Below are 23481 nucleotides of genomic sequence, written 5' to 3'. Positions count from 1 at the left end.
TTATCTCGTCCCTATAAAACTTACTCAAGATATTATAGCACAAGGGATTCACTACTTTATTTATCAATCTAAATTTCATAACCGATCTTTAATGATGTTGTAGTCTAATTATCTGTGTTGCAACATTATCCAAAAATGTTTCATCGTGTTCAACTAGCAACATAGTCGGTTGCACTAGTTGAATAACTTGTTCTAATTGTTCGCGATTAAAAACATCCAAATAATTTAATGGTTCATCCCAAATAAATAACTCTGCTGGTGTTGCTAACGATTTTGCTAATTCCACACGTTTTCGCTGACCCATACTCATATCTTCAATACGTGTATTAAATACACACCGTTCTACACCTAACTTATGTAGATTATTCAGCAATGTTTCGTATGATAAGTGATGTTCATTTGCGAATTCTTGCAAAGTACCAACATTATTTTCATAATTTTGGCGCACATAACTAATACGTATATTGCTTGGCATGTCCACTTCCCCATCAGCCTGACCAGTAAACATTCCTAATAAATAATGAATAATCGACGATTTTCCCGATCCATTAGCACCCTGAATCGCAACACGCTCTCTCTTTGTTAGCTGGAACGAAACCGGTTCAAATAATGGTTGTTCGTACGCTAATTGTAAATTTTTAACCTCTAATAGCACTTTATGATAACTGGACTGATAGTTCATAGTTAACATATCGACTGTCTCTATTTCTTTGAGTAACTGCTCCTTATCGGCAACTTTATCTTCCATATGCCGTACTAATGTTTTAGAGCGTTTCATGGTTCGTGCAGCACGTGCACCAATCGCACCGCGGTCAAAAATAGCCCCACTTCCTGCAACATGGCGATTACCAAATTTTTCTTTTTCACGCCCACGTGACCATTCCGCTTTTTCACTAGCCGTCTGTTTCAACCGTCCGATTTCTGTTTTTAATTTTTTATTTTGATCTAATTCATATTGATCACGACGGCCTTTTTGTTCTTCATAGGTCGCAAAATTTCCTTGGTATACCATCAATTGCCGTTTTTCAATTGCAATCACATGATCCACAACTTCATTAACAAACGACCGATCATGGCTAACTAAAATGAAACCTTGTTTCTTATCCTTCAAATACTGCGCAATATGTTTTCTTGATTGTTGATCTAAATGATTAGTTGGTTCATCAATCAACGGAAAATGATTGTGGTCACTAAACAATAATGCCAACAAAACTTTAGTCTTTTCACCACCAGATAAACTAACAAATGGTCGCCATAAAATGGCATCATCCGTTTGCATTAACTGTAATTCTTTTTCAATTTGCCAAATTTCAACAGTTGTTACTTCAGACAATACATCGTAAGTTAATTGTTCATCATCACTAATCTGCTGTGGAAAATAATTAAAACTAACATCATGTGTAATCGTTCCTTGGTATGGATATACACCCTGTAGTAAATTAAGCAATGTCGTTTTACCACGACCGTTGCGTCCAATTAAACCTAGCTTCCATGATGTATCAATCGTTAAATTAGCTTTATTAAACAAAAGTTGTGCTTGATTATCAAAACCAAACGTTACTTGCTTTAATTCAATATTACCCAAATTATCACCTCATTTTAAATTCAGGTAATCAGCATGATAAAAGGGCACAAAAAAAGACCTTCCATCTAAACTAATACTACCTGAAATGCACACTACACCCTAAGAGTGTAAACAATAATCGCAATTTCAAAATAGTATTAGTTCTTCAATGGACGGTCCTCGATTTCTATTTAATGTAAGCATAGATTAACACAAACACAATGATTAATCTACTAACAACTCATATCATCCTGTTTTTGTACTACTAGCAAGTTATGATAGAATAAATAACAAATTAATTAAAAAAACATGAGATTGATGGAGATGAAAAATGACTTATTCATTAAATTGGAACTTAGACACCATTTATCCTGGTGGTATTCATTCACCAGAATTTGCTAATAAATTAAAGTTATTAGCACAACAAATTGCTGATTTAAAAACGGCAATTAGCGATTACGATTTAGCTAGCGATACCGGTTTTAAAAAATTTGCCCAACTTGTAGCAGATAACCAAACTATCTTTTCTGGTTTACGCACGGCTGGACTCTTCGTAAATGCCCTATCAGCCGCTGACTATACAAATTCAGAATACCGTCCTTATCAAACAAAGGTATCTGAATTATCAGTTGCTTACCAAACACCATTAAATGCTTTTGCCAAACTATTAACAACTTTTTCAGATGCTGATTTTGAACAAGCATTAACGGAAACATCAGTAACACCAGTTGCCTTTCATTTAAAGGAATTACGCCATCAAGCTAATCGTTTACTAGACGACCAAACTGAACAGCTATTGAACACATTACGTTTAGATGGATTAGATGCCTGGTCTGAACACTATGACACCATTAGTGCTGGTTTAACAATGACCTACACTGACGAAAATGGTGAGCAACAAACCTTATCAGCCGGTCAAGCTCTTAACCGTATCGATGACTATCCTGATAACACAATTCGCGCCGAAATCATGCGCCAATATGAAAAAATGTGGGGTAATGCTGAAAATCTAGCCGCTGATACCCTAAATCATTTGGCAGGTGCTCGTTTAACTGAACAAGCCGCACACGGCTACAAAGACTTTTTAGAAGAGCCGCTAGAATTAAATCACCTATCACGTGAAACACTCAATATGATGTGGCAAGTTGTCGACGACAATAAGGAGATGTTCAAACCTTACTTTGAACGTAAGGCGCAACTACTAGGCTTAACAAAAATTGGCTGGCAAGATCAATCAGCACCAATCACAAAACTTGGTGACTACACACCATCGACATTAACTTATGATGAAGCAGCTGCTTTCATCATTAAGAACTTTGGTAAATATTCACCTAAAATGGCTGCCTTTGCACAACATGCTTTTGAAAATCAGTGGATTGAAGCCGAAAATCGCACAGGTAAAACACCTGGTGCTTGGATGGAAAGTGTTCCTGACATTCATGAATCACGTATTATTACGACGTTTACGGGATCAGTTAACGACTCGGCAACGATTGCTCATGAAATTGGTCATGGTTTCCATACATCAGTCCTAACTGATCTACCCGTTTGGCGTGATGATTATGCCATGAACGTTGCTGAAACGGCATCAACATTTGCTGAAATGCTAATTGCTGATGCCAATGTTCAAGCTGCTAAGTCCGATGCTGAAAAAGTTGTTTTACTCGATGCCAAGATGGCTAACCCAATCGCTATGTTCTTGAACATTCGTGCACGTTTCCTCTTTGAAAAGAGTTTTTACGAAGAACGTCAACAAGGATTTGTCCCTGCTAACCGATTAAATGAGTTAATGTCAGCGGCCCAAGAACAAGCCTTTGGTGGTATTTTAGATGAATTACATCCCCACTTCTGGGCATCAAAGCTTCATTTCTACATCAATGATGTACCTTTCTACAACTTCCCTTACACGTTCGGTTACCTATTTAGCCAAGGTATCTATGCCTGGGCCCAAACACAAGAGAATTTTGAAGAAGCTTACATCGCTTTGCTACGTGATACTGCCAACATGACAACTGAAGAATTAGCACAAAAGCACTTAGGTGTTGATTTGACAAAACCTGATTTCTGGCAAGCAGGTGCCGATTTAATTAAAAAAGATATCGATGAATTCCTAGAACTTTCTGAACAATTCATCTAGTTTGAATAAAACATAAAAGACACTTAAATCCAGTCATAACGCGGATTTAAGCGTCTTTTTTGATATATTTTTATTTTTCATTTAAGGTTTCGAGTAGTACACTACTTTTTGTAGGGATGTTTCTTTTAATATGATCGTTTTTTCTATAATTAACTTGATAAATTCAGTACAATCATTGAGGTCTTTTTTAAATTCTGAAAGGAAGTGTATTTTATTTTGCAGAAAGAAAAGTCTGGTCCCAAAAAGAACAACGCATTTCTTAATTACACATCATACATTATCGCACTAGGTGGATTTCTATTCGGTTACGACACTGGGGTAATTAATGGTGCATTAACATTCATCAGTCGCCCTGACCAATTAGGTGCCTCACCGACTGTGCAAGGACTAATTTCTAGTGCCTTAGTATTAGGCTGTATGTTTGGTGCTTTGGCAGTCACCACACTAGCCGATAATCTTGGGCGTAAAAAATTACTACAATGGGTAGCAGCTATTTTTACAGTTGCAACCGTTGCTTGTTCATTATCTATTAACGCTTGGATGTTAATCATTTCTCGTTTTATTCTCGGCTTATCTGTCGGGTGTGCTTCAAGTCTATCACCGTTATATTTGGATGAAATTTCTCCTGATCGACTTAAAACAAAAAACGTCAATAAAAACGCTATTGCCATCGTTATGGGACAACTAACTGCTTTTACAGTTAACGCTATTCTTGGATCACTTTGGCCAGATTGGCATCCAATTTGGCGTATTATGATGCTAGCAGCAGCTGTACCAGCCATCTTTTTATGGATTTCTTCAACTAATATTCCTAATAGTCCATTTTGGTATCTACTAGAACGCCAACGTGATCGTGCGCAACGTGTTTTTAAAAAATTAGGTTTTCCAAAACTAGATATTCGTGAAAATATTAATGAAGCTAAGCAATCCATTCGCCAAGGTGAAAAAACCGATTGGCATCTTATTTTTTCTTCTAAAGCCGCCATCTACATTCTTGGTGCAGGTTTAACAATTGGTTTTATTCAACAAGCTTCTGGTATTAACACTGTGATGTATTATGGTTCAATTATTCTTGAAAAAGTGGGATTAGGTTCAGGTGCATCACTATACGGTAATGTTTTAATTGGTATCGTTTCATCAATTGCTATTTTTGCTGGTAGACGTGTCGTTGAGCGCCTCTCACCCTATCGCTTATTAACGATTGGACTTGCTTCAAATGTTATTAGTTTAGGACTACTCAGCTGGGTCATGAAAACAACACCACTAGCGCCGGGGATGAATAATATTTTAATTCTAATCATTTTGGCTTATTTCTTAGCCACACAACAAGGATTAATCAGCCCGGTAACTTGGATGTTGCTTTCTGAAATGTTCCCACAACAATTACGAACAACTTTCAACGCCATTAGTACGGCTATGATTTGGTTGACCAACTTTGGGATCAGTTTAGTCTTCCCACTACTAATTGCCCAACTCGGAACTGCCGGTGTCTTCTTCATCTTTACGTTTGCCAACCTTGGCTGCATTGGTTTGTCAGCCGTCTTTGCAAATTCACGTTTGATTAAGCGTGCTGCAGCAAAATTTGAATAAGACATTTAAGTGATTATTCTTAGAGTTCTGTAGCTTTTCATGTATAATGAAACTAAAGGGACGCAGGGGGGAAATATATTATGAATTTATATCGTTCAACGAATCATCGCGTTTTTGCTGGTGTCTTAGGTGGCCTAGCTGAACGTTTTGGTTGGAATGTTACTTTACTAAGAATTATTTGGATATTACTAACACTTAGTCCATTTCCTGGTTTAGTTATTTACCTAATTCTATGGTTATTGTTGCCTGAAAAATAAAATATTAATTTAAAGGGCTGGTAAGCTATCTCAATGATAACTTACCAGCCCTTTTTTATATTACTTTCCAAATTCAGTAAATAGTTGCTTATAAATTTCAATAAAGTTCAAATACTGTGACTTTGGTACAAATTCATTATCTTGATGTGGTGTATTATTACCTGGTCCATACATTACAAAATCAAAGCCCATTGGTTGATCAATAATTAATTGACTTGCATCAGTACCCCCAGGAACACCTTCTGCAATAATATCACCAGGTTTGTAATCTTTGATACCAACATCTTTAGCTTCTGCAGTCAATTTCTGTAGCTCATCAGCAGACATTTTATCGCTAGAAACAAACGGTGCAGCTATACGTTGAATATCTTTCAACAGTTTAGAGTCACTGTTACCACTAATAGGTGTCACATCCATACCTACTGTAACGGAAATATCACCTGTTCCTGAATCGTTATAGGCTTTAATAATTTCTTGTAACTTTGCCCAAAGTTTAGCATTATCAAATTCTGGAATTGTTCGAATATTAATTTCAGCTTGGGCAGCAGACGGAATGGCATTAACCTGATTACCACCCTTAATTGTATCGATATTAATAACCGTATCACCAAGTACATCATCATTGATATCAGCTGTTGCATCCTGAATACCTGTCTTAATGTTTTGTAAAACATTAATCAAATGCTCCACAGCATTATTGCCAAGATATGGCATTGAGCTATGAGCAGCTTTACCAGCTGAGTTTACAGTAACATTCAACTCACCTTTATTTGCGTAGATAGCACGATAAATACCTGATGGCTCTGTAATCAATAGAGCATCAACATCATCCATATAACCTTGATCTTTAAAAGCCTTTGCACCAGGCATACCGACTTCTTCACCAGCAGTCGCTAACAAACGAATCGTACCCGGAATTGCTGTGCCAGACTCTTTTAATTCCAGCATGGCAATCACCATTGCCGCCAAACCAGCCTTCATATCCGTTGCACCACGACCATAAAGATTGCCATCTTTTTCCGTTAGTGTAAATGGATCGGTTGCCCAATGGTCAGCATCTACCTCAACAACATCCATATGACCAGAAATCGCAAGCACCGGCTTACCTGTACCAAGTTCAGCAACTAAATTAGCACGTGTTTTCGAATCACCCAAAGGCAAGATGTCATTTTTAATACCAGCTTCATCAAATAATTTCTTTAAGTAAACCGCAACATCTCTTTCATGATCATTCACAGATTGAATTGCAATAATGTCTTTCAAAATTGATAACTTTTGTTCTTCTTGCATCACAAATTCCCCCATAAATTTTTTCTGTGCCTTCTTTAATTAGGTTATGACAAATTTAACACTTCATTATATTAATGTAAACATTATAAAAGTCTCAAGCCATAGTAAAAAAGTATTCCACCCCGTTTTCACTTTGCCAATCAAATATTTTTTTGGTACTTGTCCTTTCTAATAAATTTCATATACACTAGATAGTAACGAATTTTATTAGAAAGGACGGTTGGCCGTTAAAATTTTTAAACCGCCACCGATAGATAAAACATGACATCAGTAAGTAAAACCATCGATGTTGGTGCTTTGGCAGGTCGGATGTTGATTGAATCAGGCGCAGAAATGTGGCGTGTCGAAGACACAATTAAACATATTATTAATCGCAATCCAGAAATCGAAGCCGAAGCATTTACCAGTTTAACTGGTGTGCTAGTCAACCTACAGGATGATTCATCAGCAACTCGTTTTGTTCAAGTCGCTAAGCGTGGTATTAATATGAATAAAATTCATATTATTAATCATCTATCCCGTCAATATTCCGAAAACGTTATTGATATTGACGAACTAAAACAACGTTTACTTGAACTCAATAAATCGAAAAGTTTGTACCCACTGTGGTTACAAACAATTGGGGCTGGTTTAGAGAGTGCTTTTTTGATGATTACATTTACTCAAAAATATGATTGGTTTGATTTACCAATCACCTTTGTCGCTGGTGCATTGGGCTACATTGTAGCCTGGTATGTCGGTGAACACGTTAGAATTCGTTTTATGAGCGAATTTTTGGGTGCCTTAACTGTTGGTATTAGTGTTGTAGTTGGTGTTCGTTTACATCTTGGTATTAGCATATCCAACATTATCATCGGTGCAATTATGCCATTAGTGCCTGGCGTACCGATGACAACCGCCCTACGCGATATATTTGAGGGAAACCTACTATCGGGTATCGAACGTATGATTGAGTCGCTAATTGTAATCAGCGCCATTGCGTTCGGAATTGGTGCCGTTCTACGCTACGCTTAACCCACACATTAATTTTTAGAGGTAATAAATGATGACATTATTTCATTTTATAATTCAATTTGTCTTTAGTTATCTGGGTACTTTCACCTTCGGATTATTCATTAACGTGCCGAAAAAAATGCTAAATGAAGCTAGCCTACTTGGTGGTTTAGGCTGGATTGTTTACTGGGTACTATTTAAATTAGGTGGCGGTTCAATCCTTGGTAACTTTTTAGGCGCCCTTGTCGTTGGACTGGGCGGCATTATTTTTTCCATTCGTAAAAAGGCCCCTAGTACTATTTTCAGTATTCCTGGCTTAGTCCCCTTAGTTCCTGGTGCCAGTGCCTATCAAGCACTAACGTCATTTGTTAATCAACAGCCCGTTGAGGCATTAACACAAACTATCCATGTTACCATGGTTACCGGCGCTATTGCCTTAGGGTATGTTACTTCACAAATGATTTCTGAAATTGTTTATAAAAAACGACCTAAAAAATCATAAAATTTTTCAGACACATAAAAAGCGACAAGCTAACCAAGATTGGTTGCCTGTCGCTTTTTTGTTAACATATTATTTACTTAAAACTAATTTAGAAGATACACTAGCCAAAGCTACTGTTAACCCTAGTGGTAATAATGCTGAGGAATCTAAATGACAAACTTCAAATAACATAAACAATGCCATCAAAGGTGCTTGCTGTGAAGCTGCCAAGAATCCGACGGCACCAATAACACCTGCCTGAGCAATTGTCGCCATTGATAAACCAGGCATAATAACCATGTATGCAAACCCGATAACACCACCTAGCGCACCACCAATTGCAATTGACGGTGTCAATGTACCACCTGCAGCTCCTGCTTTAATAGTAAGAATGGTAACAATCGTTTTTAATGCTGCCCCTACTAACAAGAAAACAATTACCTTTTGATCAAGGTTCACAAAAGAAAATTCAGCCAAACCACGACCGTTTCCCATGATTTGAGGCATCTTCATGGCAACTATACCAGTTAATAGCGCAACTAATGGCAACTGCCACAAAATCTGTTTGCTCTGTGCACTATGCTTGCCAGCCCATTGAAAACCACGTCGGAAAAGACCACCTAATAGTCCCATAACCAATGCAACCACTACGACAAATGGTAACATCTTAATTGAAAAATTCTTATGAGCAATTAAATAATAAGGCACAAATCCCTTCGTAATCGAACCAACTAGCATCGCAATCACAGACATGCTCAAGCTAACCGATACTGTTTTAATATCTACTTTTTTAAGTAAAATTTCAACAGCAAATAGCATCCCCGTAATAGGCGCGATATAAATACCCGCAAACCCAGCTCCTGCTGCAGAAGCTAATAACAAGCGTTGATCATCAACCGATAGTTCAGCTAATCCAATTCGACCTGCAAATTTTTGCCACGTTTGCGCCATCAATGTTCCAGCTTCACGCGGTGCTAATTCGCGACCAATTGAACCACCTGTTGCTACATAGAAGATTTGTGTCATGACGTGAATAATTGTCACACCAAACGGCATCTTCTCTCCTTGCAACGCTTTATTGATGCTAACAGTTGGTTTACCATAACGTTGCAATGCATACCAAATTAAGGCAACAATAATTCCGCCTAATGTCACTGAAACTAAGCGATTAATTGGTGTTGCAGCAGTAGCAACTGGTATATGTGCATTTTCTTCAAAATGTAAAAATAACTGTTCAACAATATCTAATAATTGACCTAATAATAACGAACTAAAGCCAACAATGATTCCTAATGCAATCGTTGCAATCACTAACGCTATTGTTTGACGTTTTGTTTCAGCTAACATTTTTAAATAATATCCTATTCTACTTCATAAACTTGTTCATCTATTAAATCAAAAGTATGATGGTGCGTAGCCAAAATTGGGTTTAATTTAGCCTGCTGCCAAAATACTTTTGAATTAGTTGCACCGAGATACTCACCAATAACCAACAGTTTCTTGCTTGGATACTGGTTACGAATAACTTGTAATAATTCCCAGTCAGCAGTTGATGTATCGGGCGCCCAACTCATAATAATTACAGCGACTTGTTCGCCATACTCCTCTAACGCAGCCAAACCCGTCATATTTTCAACTGTTGTTACCGGTTGGTATAGCGTTATATCTGGTTGCTCACGCCATAGTTGATTGTCAGTTGCAATGATTGTTTGCGTTGGATTGTATGCACGTAATCCAGCTGATAAATAACCATGTCCAGCCATTAATTCCAAAACAGGTTTTCCTGCCAAATAGGTAGATAAATCTTGAATAAAAGGTGTGGAAACGTAACCGTACATACTAAAATATTCGATTAAGGCATCGCGTAAATGACGAACTAAAAAATCGATAGCTTCAAGGTCATCACTCATTTTTCCCCACAATGCATTACCCTTAGCTGGTTGTGTTGGAAATTTATTTAGAATAAATTTTTGCACATCACTAATCATGGTGTCCGTTACTTCTAAAACCGGTAACTGTTGTGGTAGAAGTCCCTGATTAATATCTTTAATAACCTGACTAACTGTTGTAATCAATTGATTGATAGATTTAATTGATTTAAATGACGTTTGATACGACAACAGCTCACTAAGATAATCAATCTCAGTGAGCTGTCGACCAGTACCAAATCGAATTAATTCTGTTTGGTTCATATACATTCCTTTTAAAATAGACTTTCTTGATGGTTACTGCGCAAATCATCTTCAGCAGTATATGAGACTGGATTCAAATAAGCATTAACATATTGGAAAATATCAAAACGCTGTTGATCTGTTAAAGGCTTACCGTTAAAGTCAATTTCTTTACCAGATAGGAACAACAAAGACAAATCTGTCTTTTCTGACATCGCACGTCCCACTAAAAAGTCCATCGACACATTGAAGAAATCTGCTAATTTGCGAACTTCAATATACGATGGTGAACGGTCGCCGCGCTCCCAGTTTCCAATTTGAGCAGCTGTATTTGGTTTTTGACCTGGCTCAAGATGTTTATTCATTTCTTCAGCAAGATTTTCCAATGTGATATTACGACCTTTTCGTAATTCACGTAAGCGATCAGGAAACATATACGCAGCTCCATTCATTAAATATAGTCATACTGGGCTCTCACCCTATTATGACTATTTTACAGAATTTTTATAACTTTTTCCACAATTTTTTGTGGAAAAATACCTGTTTTATCCACATTATGCACAATTAGTGTTGATAAGTCATCACAACAACGTTTACAGTAACCTGTTTTAATGGCGTATTTTCTGCCATCGCTTGTGTTTCTGGGCGGGCTCCCCAGTGCAAAGGTGTCATATGTAATAAATCAACATATAAATCACTTGGAATATCCCACTTATATGATATCTCTCGCTGTGTTGCCGTTGGATAATTTTCCATAAAGCGTTGCACGACCTTATCATTTTGATAAGTATGCTTAGGTGAATCAACTGGATATAACATCTCTCGCAGTTCATGTAAGTAGCCTGATGCTGGCACAATTTTAACCAAAGTCCCACCAGGCGCTAAAACACGTTTAAATTCTCCATAAGCACTTGGTGAGAAAAATTCCACAATACTATCAAAACTAGCATCCGTAAATGGTAGATTTGCTAAGTCCGCTACTGCAAAAAAAGCATCTGACTCTAATTGCGTTGCTAAATTAACACCAGCTTTTGAAATATCAAAACCAATGGCTGTGTCAGCTTGCTTACGTAAATCTAACAAGCGTTTTAATGGTGTCCCTTCACCTGTACCAACATCTAAAATACGTTGGGGATGACTAGGTAGTTCTTCATAAACTGCTTGTACAATCCCATCAAACAATCCGGCTGTTAATACTTTACGTCGTGATGCCAACATACTGTCATCATATTCCGTGTTTACAGCTTTATTCAAAAAATATAATGAACCCTTCTTATTCAAATCCAAACGATGACCATGTGGACACACCAAAGTATGTTCTTCCATGTGATCATAGGGTTCATTATCAACTAAACAACGAAACATTTTCAGATTTTGAGTGACAAAGCTGATACCCTTATCAATTTTTTTCATGTTCTACCATCATTTTCTATTTTCAATTAAAAAGAACCAAAAGTCCCCAATGAATCTGGTTAAATTTGATTCCTTACATTAGTTTTTATACTATTATTCAAAATCGGTTGTTGTCATCGAAGCTTGATATAAAGCAACAACGTCGTCAACCGTTAAGTTAACGTAACCACCATTATGGTCAAGGTTACCAATTCGTACGGCTTCTTCAGCCATTTCCTCAAACTTATCATCAGAATTGATATCAACACCAGCGAGTGTCATCGGAATACCAAGTGACTTAATCCAATCATACGTTGCTTGAATAGCACGTTGTGCAACATCTTGATCATCATCACCAGTTAAATGCCAAACTTCACGACCATAACGAGCAAAACGAGCTTGTGTTTCAGTAGATAAAGCACGCTTCATCCAACGTGGTGTCAAAATTCCTAGACCAACACCATGCGTAATATCATAGTAAGCTGATAACTCATGTTCAATTGGGTGCACAGTCCAACCATTCTTTGTACCAGAACGGGCAATACCATTCAAAGCCATTGTAGCGCCCCACATTAGGTTAGCACGTGCGTCATAATTATCAGGTTCAGCTAAAGCAACCGGTGCCCATTTAATTACTGAACGCATCATTCCTTCAATCAAACCACTTGTAACATCATTTGCAGTGGCACGGTCAAAATATTGTTCAGTCAAATGTGAGAAAACATCAAAAGAACCGGCAGCTGTTTGCCACTTTGAAACGGAATATGTTAATTGTGGGTCTAAGAATGAAACTGCTGGTGTATTTGGCCCATTTGTTCCCAACTTAATGTTCAAATCAGGATTTGAAATTACAGAACCACTGTTCATTTCAGAACCAGTTGCTGACAAAGTTAAAATATCAACAACAGGTAATTGGTCAATATTGGCACGTGACTTTGCACCACGATCAGCAACTAAATCCCAAGCATCACCATCATAAAACTTAGCTGATGCGATAACCTTTGAAGCATCTAATACTGATCCACCACCTACTGATAAGATGACATCAATATCATGTTCCTTGGTTAATTTTTGTCCTTCACGAACAGAGTCAATTTTTGGATTAGGGGCAATGCCTGATAATTCAACGACTTTTAAATCAGCCAATGCTTTAATGACACGATCGTATAAACCAGACTTCTTAATTGAACCACCACCGTAAGTCAACAATACTTTATCCCCAAATTGGGCAACTGCATCATGTAACTCTTCATCAATGTGATGCTTACCAAAACGAATATCGGTTTTATTTTGAAATCTAAAATCTTCCATACAATCCTCCTAGGAATTAGATTGTTTGATTATTAACTATTTAACTTCCTTTATCATAACAAAAACAGCCCATAGATAACAAATAAATGTCATCTATGGGCTATTTCATACGTTTTAAAAAAGATTACCTTTTATAAATACGTCTTATTTTGTTAAGTTCATTGCATTTTCAATATCGGCAATTGAAGTTGGTGCATTATTATCTTCTTCAGAAGAAGTAACGATTGGGTCTGCAACGACCTTATCTTCGATCTCTTGATATTGCTTCATTCCAGTACCAGCTGGGATTAGCTTACCAATAATAACATTTTCCTTCAAACCAACAAGTGGATCATTCTTACCGCGAATAGCAGCATCAGTCAAGACACGAGTTGTCTCCTGGAATGATGCGGCTGACAAGAATGAGTTAGTCTCCAATGATGCCTTAGTAATACCAAGCAAAACAGGACGACCAGTTGCAGGCAAACCACCTTCAAACAAAGTCTTCTCATTTGCATCACGGAATTGTGCGATATCCATCAAAGTACCTGGCAATAGATCAGTTTCACCTGGATCCATGACACGTACCTTACGCAACATCTGACGAGCCATAACTTCGATGTGCTTATCAGAAATCTCAACACCTTGCATACGGTAAACCTTTTGTACTTCATGCACAATGTAGTTTTCTGTTGCCAAAGTGTCGCGAACTTGGATAATTTCCTTAGGATCAGCAGAACCTTCGTTCAACGTCTCACCACGGTGAATATGATCACCTTCACCAACACGCATACGTGCGGTCATAGGCAATGTGTAAGTACGAGTATCTGTCTCACCTTGGATAGTAACTTCCTTAGTACGATCAGCTGGGTTTTCCTCAATGGTTGTTACTTCACCAGTAACTTCAGTAATCATCGCACGACCCTTAGGGTTACGTGCTTCAAAGATTTCTTGCACACGAGGAAGTCCTTGCGTAATATCGTTTCCGGCAACACCACCAGTGTGGAACGTACGCATAGTCAATTGCGTACCTGGCTCACCGATTGATTGTGCGGCAACAGTACCAACAGCTTCACCAACTTCGACAACATCACCAGTAGCCATGTTACGGCCGTAGCAACGAACACAAACTCCGTGTTCAGTGTTGCAAGTAAATGCTGAACGAATTGTAACAGTTGTGATACCTGCTTCGTCGATACGCTTTGCAATATCTTCAGTAATCATTTCGTTGTGACCAACCAGCTTATCACCAGATTCTGGATCAAAGACTGACTTTTGTGCATAACGACCTAAGATACGTTCGTATAACGATTCGATGACTTCATTACCATTCATAATGGCTGAAACATCCAAACCACGATCACTACCACAGTCTTCTTCACGGATAATAACATCTTGTGCCACATCAACCAAACGACGTGTCATATAACCAGAATCGGCGGTCTTCAAGGCCGTATCGGTCATTCCCTTACGAGCACCGTGAGTTGAGAAGAACATCTCCAAAACAGATAGTCCCTCACGGAAGTTGGCGATGATAGGTAGCTCCATGATACGACCATTAGGTGCGGCCATCAATCCACGCATACCAGCCAATTGCGTAAAGTTAGAAATGTTACCACGAGCTCCAGAATCAGACATCATGAAGATGTTGTTATCTGGTTCGAAGTGTTCGATTAGCTTTTCAGTAATGTCATCCTTAGCCTTATTCCAAATAGCAATAACGCGTTCATAACGTTCTGAATCAGTAATCAATCCACGACGGAATTGCTTTGTAACAGTTGCAACTTGCTTGTGAGCATCTTCGATAATTTCTGGCTTTTCTTTCAAGTCAGTAACGTCGGCAACTCCCACTGTCAAACCAGACTTAGTTGACTCATCGTAACCCAAGTCCTTCATACGGTCCAATAGCAATGATGTTTCTGTAACCTTGTAAATCTTGTAGACTTCGGCAATGATGTCTGACAAGTAACCCTTCTTAAATGGTGGCAAGATTGGTGTCTCAGCATAACGTGCCTTGATATCCTCACCTGGCTCCAAGAAGAAACGGTTATCAATTTCGTGTAAGTTAGCTTCTGTTGGCTCGTTCAAATATGGGAAGTCCACTGGCAAGATATCATTAAAGAATAGCTTTCCAACAGACGTCATCATAATACGTGAACGTTGCTCAGCAGTAAATGGCTTTTCGGCAGGTAATGAAGAAGTTTGGATACCAATACGTGTGTGCAAGTGCACATACTTGTTTTGGTAAGCCGTACGAACTTCGTTAAGATCCTTAAAGATCATACCTTCACCTTCACGACCAGCTTCTTCAGTCGTTAGGTAGTAGTTACCGATAACCATGTCTTGTGATGGTGCCACGATAGGCTTTCCATCCTTAGGTGCCAAAATGTGTCCAGCAGCTAGCATTAGCAAACGTGCTTCAGCTTGTGCTTCATCAGATAGTGGCACGTGAATGGCCATTTGGTCCCCATCGAAGTCGGCGTTATAAGCTTCAGTTACCAATGGGTGTAGACGCATAGCCTTACCAGACACTAGGACTGGCTCGAATGCTTGAATACCCAAACGGTGCAACGTTGGTGCACGGTTCAATAGAACTGGGTGCTCCTTGATAACGTCTTCCAAAACGTCCATTACATCTTCATCATGGCGATCAATCTTACGCTTAGCGGCACGAATGTTACCAGCTAAATCACGCTTAACCAATTCCTTCATAATGAATGGACGGAACAATTCCATAGCCATTGGGCGAGGTAGTCCCATTTGGTTCATCTTCAAGAAAGGACCAACGTCGATAACTGAACGTCCAGAATAATCAACACGCTTACCAAGCAAGTTTTGACGGAAACGTCCTTGCTTACCCTTAAGCATGTGTGATAGTGACTTCAATGGACGGTTACCAGGACCGGTAACTGGACGACCACGACGACCATTATCAACTAATGCGTCGGCTGCTTCTTGCAACATACGCTTTTCGTTTTGCACGATGATACCAGGTGCATTTAACTCTAGCAAACGCTTCAAACGGTTGTTACGGTTAATAACACGACGGTACAAATCGTTCAAATCTGAAGTGGCAAAACGGCCACCTTCAAGTTGAACCATCGGACGCAAGTCAGGAGGGATAATTGGAATAACATCCATAACCATCCATTCTGGTTTGTTACCAGACTTAACAAAGGCTTCGATAATGTCCAAACGACGGACAGCACGAACACGCTTTTGACCAGTTGCTTCACGCAATTGTGCCTTTAATTCTGTAACTTCCTCTTCCAAGTCAACATTTGCTAACAAGGTTTGGACAGCTTCAGCACCCATACCAGCTTCAAAGGCGTTACCATATTCAGCCTTTAGTTGACGATACTCACGTTCTGAAAGCAATTGCTTTTCAGTCAATGGTGTATCACCAGGCTTTGTAACAACGTATGAAGCGAAGTAAATAACTTCTTCAAGTGAACGTGGTGACATGTCCAAGACTAGTCCCATACGTGATGGAATACCCTTGAAGTACCAGATATGTGATACTGGCGCAGCCAACTCAATGTGACCCATGCGCTCACGACGAACCTTAGCAGAAGTTACTTCAACACCACAGCGGTCACAAACAATTCCCTTATAACGGATACGCTTGTACTTTCCACAAGCACATTCATAATCTTTTGTAGGTCCGAAGATACGCTCATCAAAAAGACCATCTTTTTCAGGCTTAAGTGTACGGTAGTTGATTGTCTCAGGCTTTTTTACTTCACCATAAGACCAGCTGCGAATCTTATCTGGGCTTGCCAGACCGATTTGCATACTTTCAAACTTATTGACATCGATCAATTGTTCGACCCCTTTCATAGGTTCTTTATACAATTCCGACCCCACAATTTACTAGATTTGTCCTTAGTATGATGATCACTACTACATGCCCGCCACACTAAGCACAAACCTAGCAAAAGCTAGGTCGGCTACACTTTATTTTAAATTCTATTTAGCACTATCTGTTGTATTAGCAGCTGCCTTGGTTGTACCATCAGCATTAAATTCTTGTGCTAACTTGTCAGTCTTTTGACCAGCAGTTTCAACGTTTAGAACTGAATCATCTTCATCCATATCACGCAATTCAATTTCGCGATCATCAGCATCCAATACCTTCATGTCCAAACCAAGTGCTTGCAATTCTTTAACCAACACACGGAATGACTCTGGTACACCAGGCTTAGGAATTTGTTCACCCTTAACAATGGCTTCGTAAGTCTTAACACGTCCGACAACGTCGTCAGACTTGTATGTTAAGATTTCCTGCAACGTATGTGCAGCACCATAAGCTTCAAGGGCCCAAACTTCCATTTCTCCGAAACGCTGTCCACCGAATTGTGCTTTACCACCAAGTGGTTGTTGCGTAACTAATGAGTAAGGTCCGATTGAACGGGCGTGAATCTTATCATCAACCATGTGAGCTAGCTTCATGTAGTGCATGATACCAACAGACACACGCTTATCAAAGGCTTCACCTGTACGACCATCGTATAGGATTGTCTTTCCATCGGCTGGCAAACCAGCTTCTTGAATAGCATCCCAAATATCCGTGTCACGAGCCCCATCAAAGACAGGTGATGCAACGTGGATACCTAATTCACGAGCAGCCATACCCAAGTGCAACTCAAGCACTTGACCAATATTCATACGTGAAGGCACACCCATTGGTGACAACATAATGTCGATTGGTGTTCCATCTGGCATAAATGGCATATCTTCTGAAGGAACGATAACTGAAACAGTACCCTTGTTACCGTGACGTCCAGCCATCTTGTCACCGACTTGAATCTTACGACGTTGGGCAATGTAGACACGAACCATCATGTTAACACCTGGTGACAATTCATCACCATTTTCACGAGTGAAGATACGTACATCTTGTACGACACCACCACCACCGTGAGGTACCTTTAATGAAGTATCACGTACTTCACGTGCCTTTTCACCAAAGATAGCGTGTAGCAAACGTTCTTCGGCTGATAGCTCAGTCACTCCCTTAGGAGTAACCTTACCAACCAAGATATCACCGTCTTCTACTTCAGCACCGATACGGATAATTCCACGTTCATCCAAATTCTTCAATTGGTCTTCACCAGTATTTGGAATTTCACGTGTAAATTCTTCAGGGCCAAGCTTTGTATCACGAGCCTCTGATTCATATTCTTCAATGTGAATTGATGTATAAACATCATCACGAATCAAACGTTCATTAATAATGATGGCATCCTCGAAGTTATAACCTTGCCAAGTCATGAAGGCAATCAATGGGTTTTGTCCCAAGGCCAATTCACCTTGTTCCATTGAAGGTCCATCAGCCAATACTTCATCGGCATCAACTTTATCGCCAACCTTAACAATTGGACGTTGGTTATAATTCTTACCTGCGTTTGAACGACGGAACTTCATCAAAGCGTACTTATCTAATGAACCATCTTCACGACGAACACGAATTTCGCGACCGTCAACATATTCAACAACACCAGGATACTTTGAAATGATAGCAACACCAGCGTCGTGGGCAGCCTTGTATTCGATACCTGTACCAATTAATGGTGCATGTGGATCAATCAAAGGAACCGCTTGACGTTGCATGTTGGCACCCATCAAAGCACGGTTTGAGTCATCGTTTTCCAAGAAAGGAATAGCAGCCGTAGCAACGGCAACGATTTGCTTAGGAGAAACGTCCATGTAGTCAACTTGATCAATTGGCACTTCAACGTTGACATCACTCTTACGAGCCAAAACAGTATCAGTAGCAAATGAACCGTCTTCATTTAAGACAGAATTTCCTTGTGCAACCACAAAGTTATCCTCTTCATCGGCAGTTAAGTAGTCGATACGGTCAGTAACCTTGTGCGTATTCCAATCAACACGACGATATGGTGTTTCAATGAAACCGTACTTGTTAACACGTCCGTAAGTGGCCAATGAATTAATCAATCCAATGTTAGGTCCTTCGGGCGTTTCGATTGGATCCATACGACCATAGTGAGTATAGTGAACGTCTCGAACTTCATATCCGGCACGGTCACGAGTCAAACCACCGGGTCCTAAGGCTGACAAACGACGCTTGTTAGTTAACTCACCCAATGGGTTAGTTTGGTCCATGAATTGTGACAATTGTGATGAACCAAAGAATTCCTTAACAGCAGCAACAACTGGACGAATGTTAATCAATTGTTGTGGCGTTACAGTATCAGGATCTTGAATTGACATACGCTCACGAACAACACGTTCCATACGGCTCAAACCAATACGGAATGTATTTTGTAACAATTCACCAACACGACGGATACGACGGTTACCCAAGTGGTCAATGTCGTCGGTCGTACCAATGCCTAATGGCAAGTTCAAGAAGTGGTTCATTCCAGCAATAATGTCAGCTGGCTTAACTGTACGAACCTTTGGATCAAATTGACCGTTACCAATAACTGGTACAGTCTTTTCAGGATCTTCTGGATTTTCAACTAAAATAGTTTGCAAAACCATTGGTTCAGTTACGACAGCATCATCAGATGGTGTAAAAGTCGTACGCTTAAAGTCATCACGATCCAAGTAAGGTGACAAAGCAGACATTACTTGCTTATCAATCACAGTACCCTTTTCAGCAATGATTTCACCAGTATCTGGATCAGCTAAAGTTTCACCTAACGTCAAGCCCATCAAACGTGACTTTAATGATAGCTTCTTGTTGATCTTGTAACGACCAACTGGTGCTAAGTCATAACGCTTTGGGTCAAAGAAACGAGCTGTCAACAATGCACGTGCTGAATCAGCTGTCTTTGGCTCACCGGGACGAAGACGTTCGTAGATATCTTTCAAGGCCTCTTCAACACGTGAGTCTTCAATAACCTTGTGCACATCTTTATCTAATGTTAATGAAATTGAATCATATTGATCACCTAGAATTTGTAGGATTTCAGAATCTGATCCGTAACCCAATGCACGTACCAATTCAGTGATTGGTAGCTTACGGGTACGGTCGATACGAACATAGCTAAGACCCTTAGCATCAGTTTCAAATTCTAGCCAAGCACCACGGCTTGGAATGAATGTCGTACCAAAGTTTGGACGACCATTCTTGTCTAGTTCTTCGTTATAGTACACACCAGGAGAACGTACTAATTGTGAAACGATAACACGCTCAGCACCATTAATAATGAAAGTTCCTGCTGGAGTCATCAATGGGAAATCACCAAAGAAAACATCTTGTGATTTGATTTCGCCAGTTTCTTGATTTGTTAAACGCAACGTAACGTGCAATGGTGCTGAATAATTAGCATCATGGTTACGTGCTTCTTCTACTGTGTACTTAGGCTCCATGAGCTTATAGTCCACAAATTCTAGAGACAACTTACCTTGGAAATCTTCGATTGGCAAAATGTCCATAAACATTTCACGTAATCCTTCATCCAAGAACCAGTTGTATGAGTCCGTTTGAATTTCGATCAAGTTAGGCAAATCAAGAACTTCTTTGATTCGAGCATAACTACGACGAACACGGTGTTTACCATACTTTACAAGCGTTCCTACCAAGTTTTCCACCTCGCTTTGAATTGGCCAACTGTGCATCCAGTTTATTACAGTTTGTTTACAATTTCTGTTTTTTACCGGTTTTTAAGTGCAAAAAAGACAACAGCATCCCCAGTAATGAAAACGCTCTTGTCGTTACTATGCAGGCTTTCAGGGACAATATTTCCTGTCAACCGTTGTTTTATACACAATTAAACTAATAATAAGTATACAAGAAAAAGTAAGCATTAGCAAGAAAAAGTCTTCTTGTCAACGCTTACTTTTTAATTTTAATCTGCAACAGTTGCAGTATCAGTTTTTAGTGGTTTCACGTTAATCGTAATTTCACCATTTTTAGCACCAACCGTTACTTGATCATTGATTGTAATGTTACCTTGCAACAACTCTTCTGAAAGTGCATCTTCAACCTTTGATTGTAATGCACGGCGAATTGGGCGAGCACCATATTCTGGATCAAATCCAGCTTTGGCGACTACATCCATCGCTGCAGGCGTCATCTTAATATTAAATCCTTGATCACTAATTCGTTGCAAAACTGATTTAGCCATCAACTTAACAATTTGATGTAGTTCATCCTTGTTTAATGAACGGAAGACAACAATTTCATCCAAACGATTTACGAACTCAGGACGGAAAGTCTCCTTCACCGTCTTCATAATCGTATCACGCATTGCATCGTAGTTAGATGAATTATCGACAGCACCAAATCCAACTGACTTTTCATCACGCAAACGTGTTGCCCCTAAGTTTGACGTCATGATAATGATTGTATTTCTAAAATCAATCTTGCGTCCCTTAGCATCCGTCATATAACCATCATCAAAGACTTGCAACATCAAATTATAAATATCTGGGTGAGCCTTTTCCGCCTCATCTAGTAATACAACTGAATATGGATGACGACGTACCTTTTCTGTTAGTTGACCACCTTCTTCATAGCCAACATAACCAGGAGCCGATCCAACCAAACGACTTGCTGAATAAGCTTCACGATATTCTGACATGTCAACACGAATCATGTTATCTTCTGAACCGAAAACAGCCTCGGCAAGTGCCTTTGCTAACTCTGTCTTACCAGTTCCAGTAGGTCCTAGGAACAAGAAAGTACCGATTGGACGTTGTGGGTCTTTCAAACCAGAACGCGCCCGACGAATAGAACGTGCAATCGCTGATACGGCTTCATCTTGACCAATAACACGATTATGCAAAACCTTTTCTAGGTTAACTAGACGTTCTTGTTCTGACTTTTCCATTTGTGTCAACGGTACCCCAGTTTGTTCAGAAACAACTTGGGCAATATCGTGAACCGACAAAGTTAAATCATAATGATTATTCGCTTGATTAGCGATTTGTTCATCCAAAAGCTTATCAATATGACGCTTTTGGCGCATTTCCTTTTTACGGTACTCAGCAGCTAGTTCGAAGTCCAAACGTTCAATCGCTTCATCTTTATCACGGCGCAAAGCTACCAACTTCTCTTGTTGTTTAGCAACAGGCGTTTCATGACCTACTCGATCAATACGTACCTTTGCGGCCGCTTCATCCATAATATCAATAGCTTTATCTGGCAAGAAACGATCCGTAACATAGCGAACTGATAATTTTACCGCTTCCACAATTGCTTCATCTGGAATAGCAACTTGATGATGTTGCTCATAGCGTGGCTTTAGCCCCTTCAAAATTGCAATAGCATCTGATTGGGTTGGTTCCTCAACACTTACTTGAGCAAAGCGACGTTCTAAGGCTGCATCAGCTTCAATGTACTTTTGGTATTCATCTAAGGTTGTTGCCCCAATTGTTTGCAATTCACCACGAGCTAAAGCAGGCTTCAAAATATTTGAAGCGTCAATTGCTCCTTCAGCACCACCAGCACCGATTAACGTATGCAACTCATCAATGAAGAGAATAACTTGACCATCACGTTGAATTTCATCAATTACCTTTTTCAAACGGTCTTCGAATTCACCACGATACTTCGTCCCAGCAACTAATGAACCCATATCAAGCATCATCAAACGCTTATGAGTCATATCTGAAGGAACATCGCCTGCGATAATTCGTTGTGCCAAGCCTTCGGCAATTGCCGTCTTTCCAACTCCAGGCTCACCAATCAAAACAGGGTTATTCTTTGTGCGACGCGACAAAATTTGAATAACACGCTTAACTTCATCTTCACGACCAACAACTGGGTCCATTTTGTCATCACGTGCCAATTGCGTTAAGTCACGTGCCAACATATCTAATGTTGGTGTACCTTCAGCTTCTTGTGCTTGTTGACCACGTCGATTACGACGAGGATCACGCTTTTTAGCAACTTCTTTAACGCCTAATTTACGCAAAGTTGCTCGGCGCATTTCAGAAGGATTAACATTCAAATTAGCCAAAATTCGTGATGAAAAAATCGTTTCATCTGATAATAGTGCCAATAACAAATGCTCAGTACCTGTCTGGTCTTGATGTAGCTGCTTGGCATTTTCATGCGATAAGCGCATAATATCTGCAGCCTTTGGTGAATATGGTAAATAAGCACTTTTAGCATTACGTGACAACGTACCATATCCCGTAAATTGTTCAATTTGGCTTCTAATATCATCATCGTTAACATCAAATTCTTGCATTACCTTACTAGCAATACCTTCTTTTTCAATCGCTAACGCAAGTAGTAGGTGTTCAGTACCAACTGCTTGATGTTTAAAATATTTTGCTTGTTCTTGTGCAACAACTAAGACATTCTTTGCACTCGGTGTATATTGATTATCCAT

15 protein-coding genes are annotated in these 23481 nt (G+C 39.4%); 5 read left to right on the top strand and 10 right to left on the bottom strand.

Going from position 1 to position 23481, the window contains the following annotated elements; all coding sequences use genetic code 11:
* Positions 1-88: 88 nt before the first annotated feature.
* Positions 89-1585, bottom strand: coding sequence for a ribosomal protection-like ABC-F family protein (gene abc-f, locus GA0061074_RS06240; protein ID WP_092462921.1), 1497 nt, complete (start codon positions 1583-1585; stop codon positions 89-91).
* A gap of 310 nt (positions 1586-1895) precedes the next feature.
* Here abc-f and GA0061074_RS06235 point away from each other — a divergent pair, with 310 nt between their 5' ends.
* From GA0061074_RS06235 to GA0061074_RS06225, 3 genes are all read left to right on the top strand, one after another.
* On the top strand, positions 1896-3701 hold the full coding sequence (locus tag GA0061074_RS06235) for a M3 family oligoendopeptidase (protein WP_092462919.1): 1806 nt from the start codon (positions 1896-1898) through the stop codon (positions 3699-3701).
* 216 nt (positions 3702-3917) lie between these two features.
* The gene (locus GA0061074_RS06230) at positions 3918-5291 is read left to right on the top strand and encodes a sugar porter family MFS transporter (protein WP_092462918.1); all 1374 of its coding nucleotides are present in this window, start codon (positions 3918-3920) and stop codon (positions 5289-5291) included.
* An 80-nt stretch (positions 5292-5371) separates the two neighbouring features.
* Entirely contained in the window at positions 5372-5548 is a 177-nt protein-coding gene (locus GA0061074_RS06225) for a PspC domain-containing protein (RefSeq protein WP_092462916.1), read from the top strand.
* 60 nt (positions 5549-5608) lie between these two features.
* Here the strand turns inward: GA0061074_RS06225 and GA0061074_RS06220 are convergent, their stop codons facing one another.
* Positions 5609-6838 carry an ArgE/DapE family deacylase gene (locus tag GA0061074_RS06220; protein ID WP_240005826.1) on the bottom strand — a complete coding sequence of 410 codons (1230 nt, stop codon included), beginning with the start codon at positions 6836-6838 and terminating at the stop codon, positions 5609-5611.
* 261 nt (positions 6839-7099) lie between these two features.
* Here GA0061074_RS06220 and GA0061074_RS06215 point away from each other — a divergent pair, with 261 nt between their 5' ends.
* A complete protein-coding gene (locus GA0061074_RS06215) occupies positions 7100-7852 on the top strand; it encodes a threonine/serine exporter family protein (protein WP_092462912.1) in 753 nt (250 codons plus the stop codon).
* A 28-nt stretch (positions 7853-7880) separates the two neighbouring features.
* Positions 7881-8333: a threonine/serine exporter family protein gene (locus GA0061074_RS06210; protein ID WP_240005827.1), complete on the top strand. Its 453-nt coding sequence runs from the start codon at positions 7881-7883 to the stop codon at positions 8331-8333.
* 69 nt (positions 8334-8402) lie between these two features.
* Here GA0061074_RS06210 and GA0061074_RS06205 read toward each other — a convergent pair whose 3' ends face one another.
* The 8 genes from GA0061074_RS06205 to GA0061074_RS06170 all read right to left on the bottom strand — a co-directional run bounded on the left by GA0061074_RS06205 (position 8403) and on the right by GA0061074_RS06170 (position 23481).
* Positions 8403-9659 (bottom strand): chloride channel protein, encoded by a 1257-nt coding sequence (locus GA0061074_RS06205; RefSeq protein ID WP_092462910.1) that lies wholly within the window; start codon positions 9657-9659, stop codon positions 8403-8405.
* 14 nt (positions 9660-9673) lie between these two features.
* Positions 9674-10504 (bottom strand): SAM-dependent methyltransferase, encoded by an 831-nt coding sequence (locus GA0061074_RS06200; RefSeq protein WP_092462908.1) that lies wholly within the window; start codon positions 10502-10504, stop codon positions 9674-9676.
* 11 nt (positions 10505-10515) lie between these two features.
* Positions 10516-10917, bottom strand: coding sequence for a helix-turn-helix domain-containing protein (locus GA0061074_RS06195; protein WP_092462906.1), 402 nt, complete (start codon positions 10915-10917; stop codon positions 10516-10518).
* Between the two features lie 130 nt (positions 10918-11047).
* The gene (locus GA0061074_RS06190; RefSeq protein WP_092462903.1) at positions 11048-11896 is read right to left on the bottom strand and encodes a methyltransferase domain-containing protein; all 849 of its coding nucleotides are present in this window, start codon (positions 11894-11896) and stop codon (positions 11048-11050) included.
* Positions 11897-11989: 93 nt separating this feature from the next.
* Positions 11990-13186 carry an iron-containing alcohol dehydrogenase gene (locus tag GA0061074_RS06185; protein ID WP_092462901.1) on the bottom strand — a complete coding sequence of 399 codons (1197 nt, stop codon included), beginning with the start codon at positions 13184-13186 and terminating at the stop codon, positions 11990-11992.
* 144 nt (positions 13187-13330) lie between these two features.
* Positions 13331-16987 carry a DNA-directed RNA polymerase subunit beta' gene (rpoC, locus tag GA0061074_RS06180; protein ID WP_092463010.1) on the bottom strand — a complete coding sequence of 1219 codons (3657 nt, stop codon included), beginning with the start codon at positions 16985-16987 and terminating at the stop codon, positions 13331-13333.
* A 147-nt stretch (positions 16988-17134) separates the two neighbouring features.
* A complete protein-coding gene (gene rpoB, locus GA0061074_RS06175) occupies positions 17135-20731 on the bottom strand; it encodes a DNA-directed RNA polymerase subunit beta (protein ID WP_483050721.1) in 3597 nt (1198 codons plus the stop codon).
* A 257-nt stretch (positions 20732-20988) separates the two neighbouring features.
* On the bottom strand, positions 20989-23481 hold the full coding sequence (locus GA0061074_RS06170; protein WP_092462896.1) for an ATP-dependent Clp protease ATP-binding subunit: 2493 nt from the start codon (positions 23479-23481) through the stop codon (positions 20989-20991).

Origin of the sequence: Weissella bombi, from assembly GCF_900094835.1 — a bacterium.
Lineage (GTDB): Bacteria > Bacillota > Bacilli > Lactobacillales > Lactobacillaceae > Weissella > Weissella bombi.
Note: the sequence above shows the minus strand (reverse complement) of the source record. Positions and strands in the feature narration are given on the sequence as shown.

Coding starts and splice junctions, on each gene's coding strand:
- GA0061074_RS06235 (WP_092462919.1), top strand. CDS start 1,896: ATGACTTATTCATTAAATTGGAACTTAGACACCATTTATCCTGGTGGT.
- GA0061074_RS06225 (WP_092462916.1), top strand. CDS start 5,372: ATGAATTTATATCGTTCAACGAATCATCGCGTTTTTGCTGGTGTCTTA.
- GA0061074_RS06220 (WP_240005826.1), bottom strand. CDS start 6,838: ATGCAAGAAGAACAAAAGTTATCAATTTTGAAAGACATTATTGCAATT.
- GA0061074_RS06215 (WP_092462912.1), top strand. CDS start 7,100: ATGACATCAGTAAGTAAAACCATCGATGTTGGTGCTTTGGCAGGTCGG.
- GA0061074_RS06210 (WP_240005827.1), top strand. CDS start 7,881: ATGATGACATTATTTCATTTTATAATTCAATTTGTCTTTAGTTATCTG.
- GA0061074_RS06205 (WP_092462910.1), bottom strand. CDS start 9,659: ATGTTAGCTGAAACAAAACGTCAAACAATAGCGTTAGTGATTGCAACG.
- GA0061074_RS06200 (WP_092462908.1), bottom strand. CDS start 10,504: ATGAACCAAACAGAATTAATTCGATTTGGTACTGGTCGACAGCTCACT.
- GA0061074_RS06195 (WP_092462906.1), bottom strand. CDS start 10,917: ATGTTTCCTGATCGCTTACGTGAATTACGAAAAGGTCGTAATATCACA.
- GA0061074_RS06190 (WP_092462903.1), bottom strand. CDS start 11,896: ATGAAAAAAATTGATAAGGGTATCAGCTTTGTCACTCAAAATCTGAAA.
- GA0061074_RS06185 (WP_092462901.1), bottom strand. CDS start 13,186: ATGGAAGATTTTAGATTTCAAAATAAAACCGATATTCGTTTTGGTAAG.
- GA0061074_RS06170 (WP_092462896.1), bottom strand. CDS start 23,481: ATGGATAATCAATATACACCGAGTGCAAAGAATGTCTTAGTTGTTGCA.